The sequence below is a fragment of the Paenibacillus cymbidii genome (assembly GCF_004764705.1).
GTDB classification, from domain to species: Bacteria; Bacillota; Bacilli; order Paenibacillales; family NBRC-103111; genus Paenibacillus_AN; species Paenibacillus_AN cymbidii.
Map to the genome: position 1 here is coordinate 263,949 of NZ_SHLX01000008.1, position 19,740 is coordinate 283,688.

Sequence of the window (19,740 nt, forward strand, 5' to 3'; positions counted from 1 at the left end):
TCAAACCGATCCGCCGCTGAATGTGCGAGAAGCTTCTTTCACAACCGCTTCAATCGCTCCGTTATCGGGAGTGGCGAGCTCGCCATCCGGCGTACCGACCGTCCAGCAGGCGAGAAATTCGATATTGCCTTCGCCGCCGGTAATCGGCGAAAACGTCAAACCGCGGAGAACAAGACCGATTTCGCCGGCAAAAGCAAGCACGCTCCGCAGCACTTCACGATGCACGGCATGGTCGCGCACGACGCCGGACTTGCCGACCTTGTCCCGCCCGGCTTCGAACTGCGGCTTGATCAGCGCCACGATGGCGCTTCCCGGAGCAAGCAGCGGCAGCAGCGGCGGCAAAATGAGCTGCAGCGAAATAAACGACACGTCGATCGACGCCAGCGTCGGCACCGGTCCTTGCAGATCGGCCGGCTGCAAATAGCGGAAATTCGTCCGCTCCATCACGCAGACGCGCGGATCGCTCCGCAGCGACCAGTCGAGCTGGTTGTAGCCGACATCGATCGCATATATATAAGAAGCGCCGTGCTGCAGAGCGCAATCGGTGAACCCGCCCGTCGAAGCGCCGATGTCGACCATCACCGCTCCCGCCGCATCGATGGCAAAATGCTTCAACGCCTTCTCCAGCTTCAGTCCGCCGCGGCTGACATACGGATGCGGCGCTCCCTTGACGGAAAGCGCCGCGGTGCGGGGAAGCTTCGTCCCCGGTTTATCGATTTGTTCGGTGCCGGCATAAACGAGCCCCGCCATAATTGCGGCCTTCGCTTTCTCCCGGCTTTCGTAATAGCCTTGCTCCACCAGCATGACGTCGATCCGTTCTTTCTCCATCGCCGCCATCCGCTACGCCCGCTGCCGCTGCTTGCGGGTCGCCAGCAGCATCGCCTGCAGCTCCGCCGCCACCCGTTCGGCGGTAAGGCCGACTTCCGCGCGCTGCTCCTTGATGCTGCCATGCTCGACAAAATAATCCGGCACGGCCATCGGCTTGATGGCAAGGCCATAAACACCCTGCTGCGCGTAAAACTCCAGCACTGCACTGCCGAATCCGCCCGCCAGAGCGCCTTCCTCCAGCGTGACGATCGGCATGCGTTTCTCCCCGATCTCCGTCAGCATCCGCTCGTCCAGCGGCTTGATGAAACGGGCATTGACGATGCGCACACTGACGCCGTGAGGCCTCAGCATATCCGCCGCCTCTTCCGCTAGCTGAACCATCGGTCCAACCGCCATAATGACGCAGCGGTCGCCTTCGCGTACGGTTTCCCAGGTGCCGATCGGAATCGGCTTCAGCTCCGAATCCAGCTTGACGCCGGTTCCGTTGATGCGCGGGTAACGAACCGCTATCGGCCCGTCGTTGTATGCCGTCGCCGTCAGCAGCATGTGCCGCAACTCGTTTTCGTCCTTCGGCATCATCAGCGTCATGTTCGGAATGCTGCGCAAAAAGGCGATGTCGTAAACGCCCTGATGCGTTTCGCCGTCCGCTCCGACGAAACCGGCACGGTCGATCGCAAACGCGACATTCAGGTTTTGCCGGCAAATGTCATGCACGACTTGATCGTAAGCGCGCTGCAGGAAGGTGGAATAAACGGCAAATACGGGCTTCCTTCCTTCGACGGCAAGCGCGGCGCAAAGCGTCGCGGCATGCTGCTCGGCGATGCCGACGTCGATCATGCGATCCGGGAACTGTTCGGCGAATTTGAGCAAGCCGGAGCCTCCCGGCATGGCCGGCGTCACGGCAACGATGCGGGAATCGTGTTTGGCCAGCTCGATCAGCGTGTCGCCGAAAACTTCGGTGTACATAGGGGCGCCGACCGATTTGATCATTTTGCCGGACTCGATCTTGTACGGACTGGCGCCGTGCCAGGCGTAGGAGTCGGCCTCCGCAGGCGTATAACCTTTGCCTTTGACCGTCAATACGTGAAGCAGCACCGGACCTTGCGTCTTGTCCGCTTGTTTGAAAGCGTTGATGAGTTGTTCCGTGTCGTGGCCGTCAATCGGGCCTAGGTACGTAAAACCGAACTCCTCGAACAGAACGCCGGAGACAAGCAAATATTTCAAGCTGTCTTTGACCCGCTCCGCCGTTTTGGCAAGCGTGCCGCCGATCGCTGGAATTTTCTTCAGCAGGTGTTCGACTTCTTCTTTCATTTTGCGGTAATGCTTGTCTGTCCGGATTTTGTTCAAATAATTGTGCAAGGCGCCGACGTTCGGCGAAATCGACATCTCGTTGTCGTTCAGCACGACGAGCAGGTTCTTCTTCTCATGGCCGATATGGTTCATCGCTTCCAGCGCCATGCCGCCGGTAAGCGCGCCGTCGCCGATGACGGCGATGACCCGGTTGTTTTCGCCTTTCAAGTCGCGCGCCATCGCCATGCCCATCGCCGCCGACAGCGACGTGCTGCTGTGCCCCGCTTCCCAGACGTCGTGCTCGCTTTCCGCGCTTTTGACGAAGCCGCACAACCCTTTGTACTTGCGCAGCGTATCGAACCGGTCTTTGCGTCCGGTCAAAATTTTATGTACGTAGGACTGGTGTCCGACGTCGAAAATCAGTTTGTCCTCGGGACTGCGGAACAAATAATGAAGCACGATGGTGAGCTCGACTACCCCTAAATTGGAAGAAAGATGGCCGCCGGTTACCGACAGCTTCTCGATCAAAAACTTGCGGATGTCGGCGGCCAGAACATCGAGTTCCTGGACGCTAAGCTGCTTCAGGTCTTCAGGCCGGTTGATTCGTTCGAGCACGTTTGTTCCCTCGCTTTACGCTGTTCGTTTTTTGCTTGCGTTTCGTGCGGAGCAATCGCAGCTTGAACCGGCGCTCCAGAAAATAGAAGAGCTTGCCGATATAAAGAACGATATCCGTCGCATGATGGATCGAAAACGATTTGCCAAGCGCCTTCCCGCCCACCGTCATCGCCGATACGAGCGCCGTGAACACGACGCTGACCGCCGTGCTAAGCGCGCCGTTGCCGTCGCCGACCGTGCTCATCAGCTTGATTACAACGGCCGCGGTGGCCGCTCCGCTGATGACGCTGGCGACGTCGCCAACCACATCGTTGCAGAAGTTGGAAAAGCGGTCGGCGTTGCGCACGATCTGGATCGCCTGTTTGGCGCCGCGGACGCGCTCGGAAGCCATGCCGTGGAATGGCGCTTCGCTGGCGGCGGCAGCCGCAAGTCCCATCATATCGAACACGATACCGGTAATAACCAGAAAAATGACAATCAGCATGCCCACGCCCCAGCTAACCCCGACCAGAATGGACGTCGAAGCAACCGTGAACAGGCACGCCAACACGAAAGTGACGATTGATATGAAAATGCTCCAGCGAAACGAATTTCGCAGCGAAAATTTCATGCAGCAGATCACCCTTCAGCTAACGCATACTCCGCCTGGCCTTGACATGGCGGATGGCAACAGATCAATCAAATGAGTGGCAGCTTCCTGAGTAAACGCTGTGGCTTAGGTCCAGTAGGTTTTCCCAAGCGAGACACCCTAGCGTCGCCGGAAGGGCGGTTTCCCTTTACGCTCGCCTTGTTGCCGTCTCCGGACATCAGACTGGATTACCACTTAGTCCACACTATAATCCCCAAGAAGCCTCACGGCACGCGAACAGTCTAGGAGTTTTCCTCGGACAGCCCTTGAACCATTCCTTAGCCTCTTTTGCAGGACACGTTTCATGCGGCATCCGGCAACCGTCTTATTGGCCGATAATCCGGTTCCCTACCATCCGCAATCCCCGGTGCCCCACTCAAGGCAGGCTACGCTGCACACAGGTCGTTTTAGTATAAAGAGGATGTCCTTATACAGGTGAGATCCGCGCTTGCAGGTTCATACCCCAAGCCGTAACCGGGCGCTCGGTGGCGCAAAAGCTACGCACTTGGGCCTCCGCGGAAGCAGGGTCAACGCCCACATGCCATTGTGGATCGCCCTACAACCTTAACTCCCAGCATCAGCCCCCGACTGGGCGTCAGAAGCCAACACCAGGAACTTCATCGATGTGCCCTTTGGCGAATTTTTAGGCCCGCCTTCAGAATGGTAGGCCGACTAGAATACTGCGCCACTCAAAGATGGTTCCATTATAACACACGGGACAAAACGTTCTCAATGAAACTTCTTCCGCCCTTGTACCGGGCAGCTGCGATTGCATGTCACCGGTCGCGGTTCACCAGGTAACCGGCAAGCTCCAGCAAACGCCGCGGCTCGCGGAAACCGGCCGCCGCAATCGCATCCGTCGCCTCCTGCGTCAGCTTGCGCACCTTCTCCCGCGAGGTTTCGAGACCGATCAAATACGGATAAGTCACTTTTTTCTGGCGCTCGTCGCTCTTAACTGGCTTGCCGAGCTTGATTTCGTCGCCGACCAGGTCGAGAATGTCGTCCTGAATCTGGAACGCCAGCCCGATGCAACGGCCGAACGTCTCCAGCGCCGCCAGCTGCGCTTCGTTCGCCCCGGCGATATGGCCGCCGGCACGCAGCGAAAAGACGATGAGATCAGCCGTTTTGTGCAGATGGATGAATTCCAGCTCCTCCGGCCTCGTGATGCCTTGCTCGCCGAGCATGTCGGCCGCTTGTCCGCCGACCATGCCGGCGAATCCGGCGCGAACGGCAAGCTCTTCGACGATGGCCAGGCCGCGCTCCGCCGGCAGCCCGCTCTCGCGGAACGCCCGCGCGATCGCGAAGAAGGCGTGCGTCAGCAAACCGTCGCCGGCCAGAATCGCCATCGCTTCGCCGTATACCTTATGGTTCGTTGGCTTGCCGCGGCGGAAGTCGTCGTTGTCCATCGCCGGCAAGTCATCGTGGATGAGCGAATACGTATGCACCATCTCGATCGCGCATGCGACCGGCATGGCCGCCATCTTGCTGCCGCCAAGCGCTTCCGCCGCGGCGATGACAAGAATCGGCCGCAGCCGTTTGCCGCCGGCCATCAGGGAATAGTCCGCCGCGGCGCGCAAAGAGGCGGGAATGTCCCACGAGGCCGGCAAGGCGCCGGCCAGCTCGCGTTCGATTTCCGCCGCCGTATCCGCTATATAGGTTGCTATCGTATCGATGCCGATCCCGTCTTTCACCCTTCGTCCGTCCCCGCTGTAAATGGTTTTTTCGTATAAGTGCCGTTTTCTTCGATCAGCATTTCGATCTTGCGTTCGACGTTCTCCAGCTTGCCGCTGCACAGCTGGGACAGCCGCATGCCTTCCTGGAACAGCTCGATCGCCTGCTCGAGCGGAATGTCGCCGCTCTCGAGCTTGGACACGATCGTCTCCAGCTTGTCCATCGCCTGCTCGAAGCTAAGCTCCTCCGCCTTGGTTTCCTTCGTCACCGGCATTCTCCTCCATTTCCCACACGTGGCAACCGATCATTCCGTCGGTCACGCGCACTCGCACCATATCCCCGATCTGCACGTCGCCAAGCGATTTGATCAGCTTCTTGCGATTGTCGTCGTAGACGAGGCTGTAGCCGCGCTGCATCACCTTCAGCGGGCTGAGCGCGTCGAGCTGGCGCATGCGCGTATCCAGCGCGCTGCCGCTCGCCCGCAGCGCCGCCTGCATCGCCTGCACAAGCTGGCGGCGGTTCGTCTGCGTGCGCTGTCTTGCGGCGGCCAGTTGCTCCTTCGGGCTGTATGCCGACAGGCTGCGCTCGAGCCGCAGCTTGCGCTCCTTGCCGCGCACGTATAACGTCTGCATGCGGTAGCCGAGCTGCTCGCGCAGCCGGTCAAGCCGCTGCGACGGCTGCTGCACGAGCCGCCGCGGCTGGGCCAGCGCCGGCGAACGCACGAGCCGCGCCAGCCGCTCGCGCTGCAGCTGCGCCAGCTTCGCCAGGCTGCGGCGGCTGCGCTGGGCCAGCTGCGCCACTTGCAGGCGCAGCTCGGCCGCGTGCGGCACGGCCAGCTCCGCGGCAGCGGTTGGCGTGGCGGCGCGCAGGTCGGCAACGAAGTCGGCGATCGTGAAGTCGGTCTCGTGGCCAACGGCCGAGATGACGGGGATCGCCGAATGGTAGATCGCGCGCGCCACCGCTTCCTCGTTGAACGCCCACAGCTCTTCGAGCGAGCCGCCGCCGCGGCCGACGATCAGCACGTCGACTTCGGCGCGCTCGTTCATCGTGCGGATCGCCCGCGCGATCGCTGGCGCCGCTTGCGTGCCTTGCACGAGCACCGGATGCAGCAGCACCGGCACGGAAGGAAACCGCCGCTGCAGCGTAATGATGATGTCGCGCACGGCTGCGCCGGTAGGTGACGTAATGACGCCAATCGCCCGCGGGAAGCGCGGAATCGGCCGTTTGCGGTATTCGGCGAACAGTCCCTCCTCGTCGAGCTTCTTCTTCAGTTGCTCATAGGCGAGGTAGAGACTGCCGATGCCGTCCGGCTGCATGTGCGTTACATAAAACTGGTACGCCCCGTCGCGCTCGTACACCGAAATGTTGCCCCGGGCGATCACCTTCGTGCCTTCCTTCGGCAGGAAAGCGAGCCGCTGGTTGTGCGAAGCGAACATAATGCTTTTGACCCGGCTCGCTTCGTCCTTCAGCGTAAAATAGAAGTGGCCGCTCGTATGCCGCGTGAAATTGGAAATTTCCCCGCGCACCCAAACGTCCTGCAAGGTTGCGTCATTTTCAAGTCGGGCCTTGATGTAGCGGGTCAGCTGCTTGACCGACAACACATCCGCATCGTTCACGCGCATGGCGTTCTACCGGTTCGCCGCGCGGCGCGCCGATTGCAGCGTGTTGTTCAGCAGCATCGTAATCGTCATCGGACCGACGCAGCCCGGTACCGGCGTAATAAGGCCGGCTACCTCCGCCGCATCGGCGAAATCGACGTCGCCGCACAGCTTGCCGTCCGCACCGCGGTTCATGCCGACGTCGATGACGACGGCGCCCGGCTTCACATGCTCGCGCTTCACCAGACCGGCGCGGCCGACGGCGCTGATCAGAATATCCGCCTGGCGCGTGATATCCGCCAGGTTCGGCGTGCGCGAATGGCACACCGTTACCGTCGCATGCTCGCGCAACAGCAGCAGCGCCATCGGTTTGCCGACGATGTTGCTGCGGCCGATGACAACGGCATGTTTGCCGGCGAGCGGCACGCCGCACGTATGCAAAATTTCGATCACGCCGGCGGGCGTGCACGGCAGAAACCCTTCCTTGCCCAGCACCAGATTGCCGACGTTAACCGGATGGAAGCAGTCGACATCCTTCTCGGCGGCAATCGTTTCGTTCACTTCTTCTTCGCTGAGCCCCTTCGGCAGCGGCGACTGCACGAGAATGCCGTGAATGCGCGGATCCTCGTTCAGCTTCACGATCAGCGCCAGCAGCTCCGCCTGGCTCGTTGTCGCCGGCAAGCGATAAGCTTCCGACAGCATGCCGGCGTCCTCGCAGGCTTTGATTTTGTTGCGCACGTACACGGCCGAAGCCGGGTCGTCGCCGACGAGAACGACCGCCAAGCCCGGCTGGACGCCGCTTTCCTTCAGCGCCGCCGTCTCCTGCTTGATTCGTTCGCGGCGGCTGGCGACGATTTCTTTTCCATTCACTACTTGTGCCGTCATGGCGTTTCCCTCCGAATAATCGTTCGATTACAGCTGCTTGCTTTTTTGTTTGATGGCATCCAGCTCGCGAATCATTTTGCCCAGGACGCCGTTAACGAACTTGCCCGATTCTTCGGTCCCAAAATGTTTGGCCAAATCGATCGCTTCGTTGACGACGACTTTTGGCGGCACATCGTCGCGGTATATCATTTCGTACGTGGCCAGCCGCAGCACTTCGCGGTCGACTTTCGACAGCCGGTCGATGCGCCAGCTTTTCAAATACTCGCTTAGCAAATCGTCGATCACCAGCTTGTGCTTCAGCGTTCCTTCCACCAGTTCTTCAATATAATGAGGCGTAATTTTTTCGTCGTTCAAGTCGAGCTCCGCCTCGTTCTCGTGCTCGGCTTCTTCGATGGCCATGGCGATCGCATCCCGCGAAGCCCCATCGTTCATTTGCAGGTGGTACAAGCTTTGCAGCGCGATTTCACGCGCCAATCTGCGTCTCATGCGGACGTCCTCCTGTTCGTATTGCGCCAAAACCCGGGGGAAAAGAAGAAGAAACGGCACAACCGTCCGATAGCCCGGACGGTTCCGTTTCCCGCGATACGATGGCCGTGACGCTGGCCGGCATATCCGCCGGTAACGGCCTATCTGAACATGCGCCACTTCTCCGATAACCGTCTCCACAGCTGTTCCGCGTCTTCCAGCAACGATTCCTTCCGGTCGAGCTTCCTTCCGATATGATACCCGATAAAGACGATAAAGGCAAAAATGAGCATGTCCCAAAAGCCGACGATCAGATACAGCAAGCCAAACAAAATGCCGCCCGCCACTCCGATCGTTTTGCCGCGATGGCGCTCCCAAAGCTCGTTCCACATGGCCGGCGCCCACCTCTATTCCACTCTGCTTTTGAACGTATGCGAAGCTTGCGCCACATTGGCCACGTATACGGACACGCTGGCAACCGGAATGCCCGTAATGTCTTCCAGATGGGCTTTCACCGCACGCTGGATTTCTTCCGTCAATTCGGGAATGGACGTTTCGCCGTCCACGAGGGAACGAATGACGATTTCGATGCCGGCGCTGCCGACATTGACGCGCGCGCGCAAATCCTTCAAGCCGCGGGTGCGGCTCGCCGCCTTAAGCGCCAGGTTCTCCACCGTTTCGATCGAGATGCGGATGTCGCCGAACTCCGTACGTTGGTCGATCGACGGCACATTCGAACCGCCGCCGACACGAACCGATATGTAGAACAGCCGGATGCCGATCAGCAGCAGCACGAATACGGCGGCGATGAAAGGAACGGCAGTGTTCATCTCGCTATAGACCTTGTGCATGAACTCCACGGACGAGTCGTAAGAAATGGCGCCGAACGCCGCGAGCAGCAAACATACCGCGCCGGCGATCACCACAACGGTAAATATAAAAAGCAGCAGCCTGTCGATCATTTTCGCCACTACGGCCTGTCCCCTTCCTAATTGGAGGAAACCCCCTGCATATGACGAAGGGGGTTTAAACTTGCGTTATTATTTTACCCGCTGCGACGCGGTTTCGTCTTCTACCAACTTCTCGCTCGTCTTGAAGTGCACGTCGTGAATATGCACGTTCACTTCGACGACGCCGAGGCCGGTCATCGTTTCGATCGCTTGTTTGACGCTGCGTTGGATGTCGCTCGAGACGCGGGGAATTTTGCTGCCGTATTCGATAATGATCGAAACGTCGACAGCCGCTTCCTTCTGCCCAACCTCCACCTTGACGCCTTTGGACAAATTTTTGCGGCCGAGCAGCTCCGCGATGCCGCCGGCGAAACCGCCGCTCATGCCGGCAACGCCTTCCACCTCGATCGTGGCCAGCCCGGCGATCACTTCGATAACTTCAGGCGCGATCTGAATGTTGCCCATGTCCGTCCTAACATAATCGGGTACGATGGTACTCATGCGATTACCTCCCAAAGTCTTCTGGTTACCGGCTGCTTAAGCCCGTACCACATCTTCTTTTCATTACTATATCATTTCGCGACTTTTATGCAAAGTTTCGTTCGGCCGATCCGAGGGAATTGCTTCCAGCCGCCAGAATCAGGAATCCGGATCGTTCACGTCGTGCTCTTCGAGAAACTTGATGTCGAAGTCGCCGCGGATAAACCGCTTGTGCTGCATCAGCTTCTGATGGAACGGAATCGTCGTAAACACGCCGTCGACGGAAAACTCGCTCAGCGCCCGGCGCATGCGGGAAATGGCGTCGTCGCGCGTTTCGCCCCAGACGATCAGCTTGGCGATCATCGAGTCGTACGAAGGCGGAATGACGTAACCGCCGTAAGCCGCGCTGTCGACGCGCACGCCCGGCCCGCCGGCCGGCAAATAAAATTGAATCAGGCCCGGCGACGGCATAAAATTGCGATCCGGATCTTCCGCGTTGATCCGGCATTCGATCGCCCAACCGTTGATGCGCACGTCTTCCTGGGAGAACGATAGCGGTTCCCCTTCGGCGACACGGATCATTTCTTTGATCAGGTCGATGCCGGTAATCATTTCTGTGACGGGATGCTCCACCTGAATGCGGGTGTTCATTTCCATGAAATAAAAGTTGTCGTCCGGGCCGAGCAAAAATTCCAGCGTGCCGGCACCCGAGTAGTCGACGGCCTTGGCCGCACGCACGGCGGCTTCGCCCATTCTGGCGCGCGTCTCCGGCTTCAGCACCGGGCACGGCGCTTCCTCGACCAGCTTCTGCCGGCGCCGCTGCACGGAGCAATCGCGTTCGCCCAGATGGACGACATTGCCGTGCTTGTCGGCGATAATCTGAATTTCAACGTGCTTCATGCCGGTCAAATATTTCTCCAAATAAACGCCGGCGTTGCCGAACGCCTTCTCGGCTTCCTGCTGCGCGGCGGTAATTTGCACGATCAGAGCTTCTTCGTTCTCGGCGATGCGGATGCCTTTGCCTCCTCCGCCAGCCGTCGCTTTAATGATGAGCGGATAACCGATTTGGCGGCCGATCGCAAGCGCATCTTCAACGCTCTCCACCAGGCCGTCCGAGCCCGGAATAACCGGAACGTCGGCTTCTTTCATCGTTTGTTTGGCGACGGACTTGTCGCCCATCCTGCTGATCGCGTCCGGCGACGGACCGATAAATTCGATGTTGCAGCGCTGGCAAATATCGGCGAAATCGGCGTTTTCGGCGAGGAAGCCGTAACCCGGATGAACGCCGTCCGATCCGGTCAGCGTCGCCACGCTCATCAAGTTCGTAAAATTAAGGTAGCTTTCCTTCGACGCGGCCGGGCCGATGCAGTACGCTTCGTCCGCCATCTTCACGTGCAGCGCATCCCGGTCGGCTTCCGAATAAACGGCTACCGTATAAATGCCCATTTCCTTGCACGCCCGGATGATCCGCACGGCGATTTCGCCGCGGTTCGCGATCAATATTTTCTGAAACTTCATCCACTTAACCTCCTGAACGATCGGGCTTGCCGGGGAAAATTAATCCATCTTGACGAGGAACAGCGTTTGGCCGTAATCGACAAGCTGGCCGTTCTCGACGAGAATGTCGACGACTTCCCCTTTTACTTCGGCGGGAATATCGTTCATCAGTTTCATCGCTTCGATGATGCAGACGACCGACTTCTCATGGATTTTGTCGCCGACGGAAACGAACGGAGGAGCGTCTGGAGACGGCGCCTGATAGAAGGTGCCGACCATCGGGGAGACGATTTTATGTAGCTTGGCGTCGTCGATCGGCTTGGCCGCGGGCGTATCCGTTTCGGCGATTGCCTGCACGGCCTGCTGGGGAATAGCCGGCATATAAGACTGCTGTATGTTCGGAACGGAGGAAACGATTACAGACTCGGTTTTGCTCGGTTTGCGAATGGACAGCCGATAGCCTTCGTTCTGAATTTCCAGTTCTTGAAGGGAGGACTGATCCACCAATTTCACCAAATCTTTTATCTCGCTCAGCTTAAACATCGATTTCCATTCACTCCTTAATAAGTTGCGTGCCCAAGGTAATGGTGTCGCGCGTGCTGCCGATCCCCGGCTTGTCCGCGCCTGATGCGGCGAAAACGCCGGGCCTGCTTCGATCGCATAAAATCATTACCGCATTGGGCCGCTCCACAGGTCCAATCGGCAATGATTTTCACCTCTAGCGCCGGGCCTGCTTCGCTGATTGGCTTCGATCGCATAAAATCATTATATCACAATCGGCATTCACACATAAACGGTATTATACCGCAGCAACGCGGAGAATTTCATCCCTTTGGCAAAAAGTTGCGGAGAAACGGGGGCAACGAGCGACCGTCGGGCGGCCGGAGCCGCAACTTTTTGCCGCCGGGCCTCGTTTACGAAAGGAAATCTTTTTGACAGCGATAAGGAGAATTCCTATGCGGAGAATACGAAAACGACCGACACCGGCACAAAAACTTCTTCCTTTGACGCTTTGCGCCGCGCTGCTCGCCCTCCCCTCGCCTTCGGCCCGCGCGCAATCCGCCGAGCTTGCCGTCGGAACGACAATCGGCAGCGTGCTGGCCACCGACATTCGCGCTTACGTGAACGGGGCGGCGATCCGTTCGATGAACATCGGCGGCCAAACGGCCGTTGTCGCGGAAGATTTGCGCCGCGCCGGCTTCGATGTCGCGTGGAACCCGTCGAAGCGGGAAGTGGACATTTATCCGCACCCGGGCAAAAGCGTGATAGCCGCCGAGCTCCCGCCAACCGACGCCATCGTTCCCGGAACGAAACTGGCCGACGTTCTGGCGACGGACATTCATACGGCGGCGCTTGGTCAAATAATCCCGTCGTTCAACATCGGCGGGCAAACGGCGGTTTATTTGCGCGATCTTGCGCCGCTGCTCGGCAAGCTGGAATGGAACGAAACGGCTCGTACGGCTTCGTTCGTTTCGGCGGCGGAAGCGGCTGCCGACCCGCGGACGGGGCTAAGCGCCGCGTATCCGTTCCAGGCGGAGCAGCGAGGGAGCACCCGCTTCTCCGTTCGGTTCGCGGACGACGGCATGTACATCGGCGACCGGCGCATCGGCTACGGGGAAGACGGCCGGCCGATGCTTTCGCTGGCGGCGATGGCCGACTTCATCGGCTACAAGCTCGACAAACGCGCGGACGGCTGGTTTGCAAGCGACGGCACGTACGGGTTCCGGGTCGGCAGCGACCTGGAAACGGCGACGCTTTATTGGTTCGGCGGAAGAAGCGGCGAAACGAAGTTGACGATTCCCGCCAAGGAGCGGGACGGCGAGCTGTATTTGTTCGAATACGACTTGAAGGAATTGTTCGGCTATACCGGCAATTGGGACGGAGACAGCCGGGTGCTGGACATCGATTACGCCGTGTTCGACGTCCGGGATTTCGGCGTGGCCGACCGGCTCGGCAACGGCTGGTACTATGCGGCAAAGGGTCGGCTGTTCGCGCCGCTTACTTCCGATATGCCGATGCTGACAGTAACCGCTTCGGCGAACGGAGGAGCGACGTATCACGGCGGTTCATCGCTGGAGTTGACGGAGCAAAAGACGCCAAGCGGCGCTCCCGTGTACCAATTCGGCTCCGCCGCCCCGATCGAAATCGGCGACAACGAAATTACGGTAGACTACCGGGTGCGCAGCCGCATTTTGTACAGCCAGACGTTTCGGCGAATCATTGCGCCGGAGTCGCTTGATCCGGTGATCAATTATGGCGATTTGCCGTACGGGTTCGGCGACTACAGCGCGATTGCGCTCGACACGCCCATCGGCGGCTTGGCAACAACCGGAGACGGCCGGGTGGAGGTAAAAGGAACGGTGGCGCACGCAGTGGGAAGCGGCTTAATTGCAGCCGTCGAACAATCAGATGGCAATGGAGGCTGGACGGTGCTGGACACGACGGCCATTCCGTTTGACGACGGGCGTTTCGACGCCGTTGTGACGCTTGGTCGCGGCAAAGGGCAGTACCGGGTGACGCTGCGCTCCGCGCTGTCGGTGCCGGCGCCGATCCGCCCCGTCGATCCGTCGATCGACGTCGCGCGGTTCTATGTCGAGTACAGGCGAGACGGCGGTTGGCCGGCAACTGCCAGTCCCCAGCGGGGCCGGGCCGATGCAAAGGAAGGCTGGCCTTGTAAGGGACCCCCCTTGCAAAATAGGCCCTATTTTCTTGTTTATTTCGCCAAAAACGGGCCGTCCATATGAAATAGCCAGTGATTTCACTGGCTATTTCGCTTGAAGTGCCTATTTGAAGACGATCTGAGGCAAATAACCAGTGATTTCACTGGATATTGCAGGCGGGCCACCCGATATGAGGAAAATAGGCCATTTTTCATGGCCTATTTTCGTTGCCGAGCAACAAATCGGACCACCAAGAGCGGCACCCGCCGGCCGGGTGCCGCTCTTCCTTACCGTTTGCCGGTCAAATCGTTGATCGCTTCGCGCGTCTTCTCCAGGTAGTCTACGGCTTGCTCGTAATTTTGGCTGGCGACGCCGAGATACAGGATGTCGATCACGTTCAGTTGGGTGATGCGCGACGACATCGCGCCGCTGCGAATCTCGTTCTCCGTCGACGTAATCAGCAGCGGAATGTCGACAATGCCGCCGAGCGACGTGTTGCCGAGCTTCGTGATGCCGATCGTCGTCGCCCCGCGCTCGCGCGCCCGCTTCATGCCGGCGATGACGTGCTCGGTTTCCCCCGAGTACGAAATGCCGACCGCCACGTCGCGCTTCGTCAGCGTAACGGCGGACGTGAGCTGCAGATGCGGATCGGGGAACGAAAAGCTCGTCTTGTTGATGCGCAGAAACTTGTGCTGCGCGTCCTGCGCGATCAGGTTCGACGCGCCGAGGCCGTAGAAGTACAACCGTTCGGCGCGATGCAGCGCCTCGACCGCCTTCGTCACCATGACAACGTCCAAAATTTTCAGCGTATCGCGAATCGATTGAATGTTGTTATTGGACACCGTCTGCATGATCGTCGCAATCGAATCGTTCGGCGTAATTTCCTGGTAGCCATGCGATTCCCCGCCCTGCTGCAAATCGCCCGCCACCTTGAGCATCAGCTCCTGGTAGCCTTTCAGTCCCATCGATTTGCACAGCCGGATGACCGCCGCCTGGCTGCCGCCGCTGTTTTTGGCCAGCTCCGACACCGACATGCCGATCATGCTTTGCGGATGCGACAAAATGTATTGCGCCACCTTCAACTCGGAAGGGGTGATGCGGTCCATCATTTCCCTCAGCCGGACAAGTCCTCCGTTCATCCCCGTTTCACCTCTCGCACCGCGCCCGGCAAGGGCGGACTGTGATTCAAGCGTGACGCGCCAAACGGCGATTCCTCCGATATGCAGCGACCGCCGGTCTTACATGAAAAATTGCAGGCGCTGGTGAACGCCGCCCGGTCCGACGGCATACGCTTGCGCGCGTTTGAAGCCGTTCACGGCGCCGCGCACGACGGTCAGCGCTTTGTAGTATTCGATGTACGGGAACCCGTACGTTTCGCCGCGGGCAAACGCGAAGCGGTTCAAGCCCTGCACCCACTTCTCGTACGCTTCCTCCGGAATGTCGATGAACACTTCCGGCTCGAAGCCGTACATGTCTTCCCAGTTCTCCGAAAAATACACGCGCTTGACGCCGTGATAAGGCAGTTCGCGGATAAAAGTCGGAATCGCCGCGTAGAAGCGCGCATCCTTGACGATATAATGCGTGTTCTGATGGTCCTTGTGCATGCTTTGCGACCAGTGCGTAATCAGGATGTCCGGCTTCAGCTCGCGGATGATGTCCGCCACCTGGAACTTCACCGTTTCGTCCAGCGGCAGCTCGCCATCCTTATAATCGAGGAAACGCGCGTCGGCGCCGATGATGTGTGCGAATTCGTTCGCCTCTTCGATTTTCTGCTTGGCGTAATCTTCGGCCGACAGCCGCGGATGGCCCTTCTCGCCCGGCGTCAAATGAAGCATCGTCACTTTGTGGCCTTCCATGACGTATTTGGCCAGCGTCGCGCCTGCCGTCAACTCCTGGTCGCCGGCGTGCGCGCCGATCGAAAGAATGTGTTGTTTCGCTTTTTCGCTCATGTAGGTTCGCTCCTGTTCAATTGTAATCGAATCGATCGGTCACTTCAAACCGGAATTCATCATGCCGCGGACGTAGTACTTTTGCAGAAAAATAAAGACGAGCAGGATCGGCACCGTCGCAATGACGAGTCCCGACATGACCAGCGGCTGCGTCAGCGTCGGATCGAGATGGCTCTTGAGCATCTGGATGCCGACCGGCAGCGTCGCCATATCGGCGTTGACGGAGTTCATCAAGAGCGCCCAGATGAATTCGTTCCACGAGCCTATGAATTCGATGATCGCCAGCGTCGACAGCGCAGGAAGCGTCATCGGCAGCACGATCTGGAAAAAAATGCGCAGCTCGCCCGCGCTGTCGATGCGCGCCGCTTCCAGGTAAGCGTCCTCGATGTTCATGATGAATTGCCGCATCAGGAAAATGCCGAAGCCGCTGACGGCGAACGGGACGATCAGCCCAAGCGGGCTTGCCGCCAAACCGCCGACGCCGCCATTGCCCGCAATATCGTTGCCGCCGATCAGCGGGAAATGCACGGTGATGTAATAGTTCGGAATAAAGAACAGAAACGCCGGGAACATCATGGTCGACAAAATGAAGCGGAACACGAGATTTTTGCCCGGGAACCGCAGCTTGGCGAGCGTGTAGCCGGCGAGCGAACTCGTCATCAGCACCAGCAGCGTAATCGACACGGAACGCAGGATGCTGTTCTTGAACAGCAACGAAAGCTTGAGCTGCTCGAACGCCATCCGGTAGTTGTCGAAGACAAAGTGCTCCGGCAGCAGCGTATACTTCAGCCTGGCGTATTCGGACGCGCTCTTGAACGAAGAAAACACCATATCCAGAAACGGGAACACCATCGCAACGGCGCCAAGCGCAATGACGAGATACGAGAGCCAGGGAATTCGGATCGGTTTCATCAGTAGCTCTCCACCCCTCCCTTGCGGAAAAACGCCAGCTGCGCCAGTGTGACGATCAGGATGCAAACGAACAAAATGAACGCTTCCGCACTGGCAAGTCCCCAATTGCCGAACGTAAACGCCTGGTTGTACATTTCCAGGGCGGCGACGTTGGTAGAATCGACCGGTCCGCCGTTTTTGGTCATGACGAGCGTCAGCGTAAACGACTGCAGGCCGCCGATGAACGACGTAATCATCACGAACAGAATCGTCGGGCGGAGCAGCGGGAAGGTGATATTGAAATATTGCCGCCACGGTCCGACGCCTTCAAGCGATGCCGCTTCGTAATAGTCGTGCGGAATCGCCTTCAGCCCGGCGCTCAAAATCAGCGTGGAGCTGCCGATGCCGAGCCAGCCGCCGACGACGATCAGCGAAGCGAGCGACAAATGCGGGTTGTCGAGAAAATTGACCGAATGAAACCCGAGCCCGGTAATGATGCCGTTGATCAGCCCGTTCTGCGGGTTGTACATGTACAGCCAGATGTTGCCGATCGCAACGATCGTCGTGACGGACGGGAGAAAATAAAGCGTGCGCCAAAATCCTTCGAAGCGCAGCCTCGAAATGACGAACGACACGAACAGCGCGCAAATAAACGAGATCGCCACCGTACAGAAGGCGAACGTAAACGTGTTGGTCAAGATCGGATGCAGAAAGTTCGATTTGGCCGAAAAAATTTTCTCGTAGTTTTTCATCCCGACCCATTTCATCGATTCCAGGTCGAAACCGCCCCAGTCGGTAAAACTGATGATCAGGGAAAACACGACGGGTATGACGAGAAAGATGGCGTAAAACAGCAGCACGGGCGACATGAAAGTATAAGCGAGCACGCTTTCCTTTCTCCATCTCCACAGCTTCATGACGATCCCCCCACCTCGGCGGAATGCAAACCGTCAAGGTGGCGCCTTGCCCGGATCGCCACCTCCGACGGTAAACAAACTACTCGTTCAATTTGGCTTCGATGCCGGTGTGCGCTTTGTTAAGCGAATCGGTCGCATTTTGCGTGTCCGTCCACATCGCCTCGATTTGTTTGTACAGAATGTCCTGTACTTCCGACCCCGTCGCCGGGCTTTGCTCTTCGCGCGCATATTGCAGCGCGTCGGTGAACACTTTGGTAATCGGATCGGCTTTCAGCTTATCTTGCACCGCTTGCGATTCCATATCCGGCTTGCGGGTCGAAATCGTGTTGAAAGCGTCGAGCAGGTAGTTGCCTTCGGCGGTCATGTTGTTTTTGATCGGTTTCGTGTTGAGCCATTCCAGGAACTTCCACGCTTCGGCCTGGTGCTTCGATTTGCTGTTGACGCCCCATGCCCAGGTGTAGGCGATCGTGCCGTTCGTTTTGCCGTCCGGCGAAGGCATTGGCGCTGCGCCGACGTTGGCGTAGTCGTCCTTCATCAGCGTTTTCAGCGAACCGGCCCACCAGCCCGCGCCGATCGTCATGCCGACCTGCCCGGCGCCAAAGCCTTTGGTCGCGTTGACGGAAATGTCGGTGATGCCGTTTTTGCCGTACACTTTGCTGTAGAAATCAAACGTCTTTTTGCCGGCGTCGCTGTTCAGGTTCGACTTTTTGAAGTCGTCGCTCAGCAGACCCGAACCGGCGGCGGCCATCATCGCGAAGAACGGCTGATCGACAAGACCGGCGTAGCCGCGCTGGAAGCCAAAGCCTTGCACGGTCGGTTTGCCGGAAGCGTCCTTCTTCTCGATTTTCTTCGCCATTGCCAGCATTTCGTCCCACGTCTTCGGCGGGTTGTCGTAGCCGGCTTCTTTCAGAAGCTTCTTATTATAGAACAATCCGTACGTTTGCACTTCCGTCGGATAACCGAACACTTTGCCGTTCAGCGAAGCGCCTTTGACGGCAGCGGACGGATAGTTCTTCTTGACGTCGTCGACGACGTTCGGCGGCGCTTCGGCGAGCACGTTGTTTTTGGACAACTGGCCGCCCCACAGCGTATAAACGTGCATGATGTCGGCGCCCTGGCCGGCCGATTGTTTCGTCATGATCGTTTTCAACAATTCGCCGAAGTCGACCGGCGTCAGTTTGATCTGGATGCCCGGGTTCTCCGAGTTCCACTGATCGATATATGGCTTGAGCGCCGTTTCGTTGACGCCGACATAGTGCGAAAGCAGCGTCAGTTCGACCGGATCTTTGCTTGTGCCTTTGTTCGAATCGGAGCCGCTCTTCGAGCCGCCGCATGCTGCCAAACTACCCGCCATAACGACGGCCATTCCAAGTGCCAGCGTTTTTTTCATTTTCCCCAACCCTCTCGTCGATTATTTCATTGCCTTGCACATGACGTGGAACGTACGCGTGATCTGGAAGCCGACGCGTTTATACAAATAACCGGCGTTGCTTTCTTCGCCCGTCCAGAGGAACCAGGCGCCGTGCAGGCTTTCCGCCCGCATCGCGGCCAGGCATTCGTAGAGCAGGATTTTGCCGAGCCCTTTGCCTTGCTGCCCCGGGTCGACGCCAAACGGGCCAAACCGCTCGCGAATGCCTTCGTAGCCGCCGTGCAGGCAGAAGCCGACAAGCTTGCCGTTGTCGCGGGCGATCAGAATTTGGCTGAGCGGCAGTCCCTGCAGCACGCCTTCGCGGATCGCACGGCCCCAATCGGCGTTGAACACGTTGTTCGCGAACTGGATCGCTTCATACAAATCGCTGTCCTCGGCACGCCTGAACGTATAGCCTTCGGCTTCCCGCTGCGCCTTCAGCGCCTTGACGTCTTCCGGCACCTCGTAGCCGACGAGCGAATAGTCCATCGCCACCGGCGAATATTGCGTCACGAAGCCAAGCTTCTGCAGCAGCCGGTACCCGTCCGGGTAAGTCGCTTCGTCGACGCCGGGCAAAATGTAATTGGGCGCGTACGAAGAGAAAAATACTTTCTCCTTGCCGTGACCGCGCAGGAACGTCAGCGCGTCCTCCAGCAGCCGGCTGCCGATGCCTTGCTTGCGATGCGCCGGGGCGACGAAGAAGTACGGAATCCAGCCGTTCGCCGGTTCCAGGTTCGTGCCGGCCATCGGAAGCTGGCGGCGAATGGCATAAGCAACGCCGACGATTCGTTCGCCGTCCGTCGCAATCCGCATGCCTTCCGGATCGAAGTTCGCGTCAAGCAGCGTCAGCTTGCGGAACCGAACCGGCGAAATCGGATCTTTGGGCGCCGATTCGTTCCACAGCGGCACGATTTGTTTCTCGTCGCCCGGTTTGTAATGCCGATAATGAATCCCCACCGCAGGTCCCTCCCCTTTGTTCATCAATGTTGGGTGTGTTCAGTCGGTTTC

At 58.6% G+C, this 19,740-nt stretch carries 20 protein-coding genes; 1 reads left to right on the plus strand and 19 read right to left on the minus strand.

Annotated elements, in window-relative coordinates; translation table 11 throughout:
• The 13 genes from EXY20_RS13685 to accB all read right to left on the minus strand — a co-directional run bounded on the left by EXY20_RS13685 (nt 1) and on the right by accB (nt 11,450).
• On the minus strand, nt 1-837 hold the full coding sequence (locus EXY20_RS13685; protein ID WP_135551883.1) for a TlyA family RNA methyltransferase: 837 nt from the start codon (nt 835-837) through the stop codon (nt 1-3).
• Nucleotides 838-840: 3 nt separating this feature from the next.
• Nucleotides 841-2,733 carry a 1-deoxy-D-xylulose-5-phosphate synthase gene (dxs, locus tag EXY20_RS13690; RefSeq protein ID WP_135551885.1) on the minus strand — a complete coding sequence of 631 codons (1,893 nt, stop codon included), beginning with the start codon at nt 2,731-2,733 and terminating at the stop codon, nt 841-843.
• On the minus strand, nt 2,708-3,343 hold the full coding sequence (locus EXY20_RS13695; protein WP_135551887.1) for a CNNM metal transporter family protein: 636 nt from the start codon (nt 3,341-3,343) through the stop codon (nt 2,708-2,710). The genes dxs and EXY20_RS13695 overlap by 26 nt, the downstream gene beginning before the upstream one ends.
• Nucleotides 3,344-4,137: 794 nt before the next feature.
• Complete coding sequence (locus tag EXY20_RS13700; RefSeq protein WP_235885835.1) at nt 4,138-5,052, minus strand: polyprenyl synthetase family protein; 915 nt, start codon at nt 5,050-5,052, stop codon at nt 4,138-4,140.
• Nucleotides 5,049-5,300 carry an exodeoxyribonuclease VII small subunit gene (gene xseB, locus EXY20_RS13705; protein ID WP_268966377.1) on the minus strand — a complete coding sequence of 84 codons (252 nt, stop codon included), beginning with the start codon at nt 5,298-5,300 and terminating at the stop codon, nt 5,049-5,051. Before xseB ends, EXY20_RS13700 begins: the two co-directional genes overlap by 4 nt.
• Nucleotides 5,269-6,654: an exodeoxyribonuclease VII large subunit gene (xseA, locus tag EXY20_RS13710; protein WP_135551891.1), complete on the minus strand. Its 1,386-nt coding sequence runs from the start codon at nt 6,652-6,654 to the stop codon at nt 5,269-5,271. Before xseA ends, xseB begins: the two co-directional genes overlap by 32 nt.
• A gap of 6 nt (nt 6,655-6,660) precedes the next feature.
• Entirely contained in the window at nt 6,661-7,515 is an 855-nt protein-coding gene (gene folD / locus EXY20_RS13715) for a bifunctional methylenetetrahydrofolate dehydrogenase/methenyltetrahydrofolate cyclohydrolase FolD (protein WP_135551893.1), read from the minus strand.
• A 27-nt stretch (nt 7,516-7,542) separates the two neighbouring features.
• Nucleotides 7,543-8,001 (minus strand): transcription antitermination factor NusB, encoded by a 459-nt coding sequence (nusB, locus tag EXY20_RS13720; protein WP_135551895.1) that lies wholly within the window; start codon nt 7,999-8,001, stop codon nt 7,543-7,545.
• A 140-nt stretch (nt 8,002-8,141) separates the two neighbouring features.
• Nucleotides 8,142-8,372, minus strand: a complete 231-nt coding sequence (locus tag EXY20_RS13725) for a DUF2273 domain-containing protein (protein WP_135551897.1) — start codon at nt 8,370-8,372, stop codon at nt 8,142-8,144.
• A gap of 15 nt (nt 8,373-8,387) precedes the next feature.
• Nucleotides 8,388-8,951: an alkaline shock response membrane anchor protein AmaP gene (amaP, locus tag EXY20_RS13730; RefSeq protein ID WP_135551899.1), complete on the minus strand. Its 564-nt coding sequence runs from the start codon at nt 8,949-8,951 to the stop codon at nt 8,388-8,390.
• Between the two features lie 69 nt (nt 8,952-9,020).
• Complete coding sequence (locus tag EXY20_RS13735) at nt 9,021-9,431, minus strand: Asp23/Gls24 family envelope stress response protein (protein WP_135551901.1); 411 nt, start codon at nt 9,429-9,431, stop codon at nt 9,021-9,023.
• Between the two features lie 138 nt (nt 9,432-9,569).
• On the minus strand, nt 9,570-10,928 hold the full coding sequence (gene accC / locus EXY20_RS13740) for an acetyl-CoA carboxylase biotin carboxylase subunit (protein WP_135551903.1): 1,359 nt from the start codon (nt 10,926-10,928) through the stop codon (nt 9,570-9,572).
• Nucleotides 10,929-10,967: 39 nt separating this feature from the next.
• A complete protein-coding gene (accB, locus tag EXY20_RS13745; protein ID WP_135551905.1) occupies nt 10,968-11,450 on the minus strand; it encodes an acetyl-CoA carboxylase biotin carboxyl carrier protein in 483 nt (160 codons plus the stop codon).
• 413 nt (nt 11,451-11,863) lie between these two features.
• Between accB and EXY20_RS13750 the strand changes: the two genes are divergently transcribed.
• Nucleotides 11,864-13,651, plus strand: coding sequence for a hypothetical protein (locus tag EXY20_RS13750; protein ID WP_135551908.1), 1,788 nt, complete (start codon nt 11,864-11,866; stop codon nt 13,649-13,651).
• A gap of 203 nt (nt 13,652-13,854) precedes the next feature.
• Here EXY20_RS13750 and EXY20_RS13755 read toward each other — a convergent pair whose 3' ends face one another.
• The 6 genes from EXY20_RS13755 to EXY20_RS13780 form a co-directional block, all read right to left on the minus strand.
• Complete coding sequence (locus EXY20_RS13755) at nt 13,855-14,706, minus strand: MurR/RpiR family transcriptional regulator (protein WP_135551910.1); 852 nt, start codon at nt 14,704-14,706, stop codon at nt 13,855-13,857.
• A gap of 99 nt (nt 14,707-14,805) precedes the next feature.
• Complete coding sequence (locus EXY20_RS13760; RefSeq protein WP_135551912.1) at nt 14,806-15,516, minus strand: PIG-L deacetylase family protein; 711 nt, start codon at nt 15,514-15,516, stop codon at nt 14,806-14,808.
• Between the two features lie 39 nt (nt 15,517-15,555).
• Nucleotides 15,556-16,428, minus strand: a complete 873-nt coding sequence (locus EXY20_RS13765; RefSeq protein WP_135551914.1) for a carbohydrate ABC transporter permease — start codon at nt 16,426-16,428, stop codon at nt 15,556-15,558.
• On the minus strand, nt 16,428-17,324 hold the full coding sequence (locus EXY20_RS13770; RefSeq protein ID WP_135551916.1) for a carbohydrate ABC transporter permease: 897 nt from the start codon (nt 17,322-17,324) through the stop codon (nt 16,428-16,430). The genes EXY20_RS13765 and EXY20_RS13770 overlap by 1 nt, the downstream gene beginning before the upstream one ends.
• Nucleotides 17,325-17,403: 79 nt before the next feature.
• Nucleotides 17,404-18,714, minus strand: coding sequence for an ABC transporter substrate-binding protein (locus tag EXY20_RS13775; RefSeq protein ID WP_135551918.1), 1,311 nt, complete (start codon nt 18,712-18,714; stop codon nt 17,404-17,406).
• A 21-nt stretch (nt 18,715-18,735) separates the two neighbouring features.
• Nucleotides 18,736-19,689 (minus strand): GNAT family N-acetyltransferase, encoded by a 954-nt coding sequence (locus tag EXY20_RS13780; protein WP_235885847.1) that lies wholly within the window; start codon nt 19,687-19,689, stop codon nt 18,736-18,738.
• Nucleotides 19,690-19,740 lie beyond the last annotated feature (51 nt).

Bases quoted from the DNA above. Each gene is read 5' to 3' on its own strand.
- EXY20_RS13685 (WP_135551883.1), bottom strand. From the start codon at position 837: ATGGCGGCGATGGAGAAAGAACGGATCGACGTCATGCTGGTGGAGCAA.
- EXY20_RS13695 (WP_135551887.1), bottom strand. From the start codon at position 3,343: ATGAAATTTTCGCTGCGAAATTCGTTTCGCTGGAGCATTTTCATATCA.
- xseA (WP_135551891.1), bottom strand. From the start codon at position 6,654: ATGCGCGTGAACGATGCGGATGTGTTGTCGGTCAAGCAGCTGACCCGC.
- folD (WP_135551893.1), bottom strand. From the start codon at position 7,515: ATGACGGCACAAGTAGTGAATGGAAAAGAAATCGTCGCCAGCCGCCGC.
- nusB (WP_135551895.1), bottom strand. From the start codon at position 8,001: ATGAGACGCAGATTGGCGCGTGAAATCGCGCTGCAAAGCTTGTACCAC.
- EXY20_RS13725 (WP_135551897.1), bottom strand. From the start codon at position 8,372: ATGTGGAACGAGCTTTGGGAGCGCCATCGCGGCAAAACGATCGGAGTG.
- EXY20_RS13735 (WP_135551901.1), bottom strand. From the start codon at position 9,431: ATGAGTACCATCGTACCCGATTATGTTAGGACGGACATGGGCAACATT.
- accC (WP_135551903.1), bottom strand. From the start codon at position 10,928: ATGAAGTTTCAGAAAATATTGATCGCGAACCGCGGCGAAATCGCCGTG.
- accB (WP_135551905.1), bottom strand. From the start codon at position 11,450: ATGTTTAAGCTGAGCGAGATAAAAGATTTGGTGAAATTGGTGGATCAG.
- EXY20_RS13750 (WP_135551908.1), top strand. From the start codon at position 11,864: ATGCGGAGAATACGAAAACGACCGACACCGGCACAAAAACTTCTTCCT.
- EXY20_RS13755 (WP_135551910.1), bottom strand. From the start codon at position 14,706: ATGAACGGAGGACTTGTCCGGCTGAGGGAAATGATGGACCGCATCACC.
- EXY20_RS13760 (WP_135551912.1), bottom strand. From the start codon at position 15,516: ATGAGCGAAAAAGCGAAACAACACATTCTTTCGATCGGCGCGCACGCC.
- EXY20_RS13765 (WP_135551914.1), bottom strand. From the start codon at position 16,428: ATGAAACCGATCCGAATTCCCTGGCTCTCGTATCTCGTCATTGCGCTT.
- EXY20_RS13770 (WP_135551916.1), bottom strand. From the start codon at position 17,324: ATGAAGCTGTGGAGATGGAGAAAGGAAAGCGTGCTCGCTTATACTTTC.
- EXY20_RS13775 (WP_135551918.1), bottom strand. From the start codon at position 18,714: ATGAAAAAAACGCTGGCACTTGGAATGGCCGTCGTTATGGCGGGTAGT.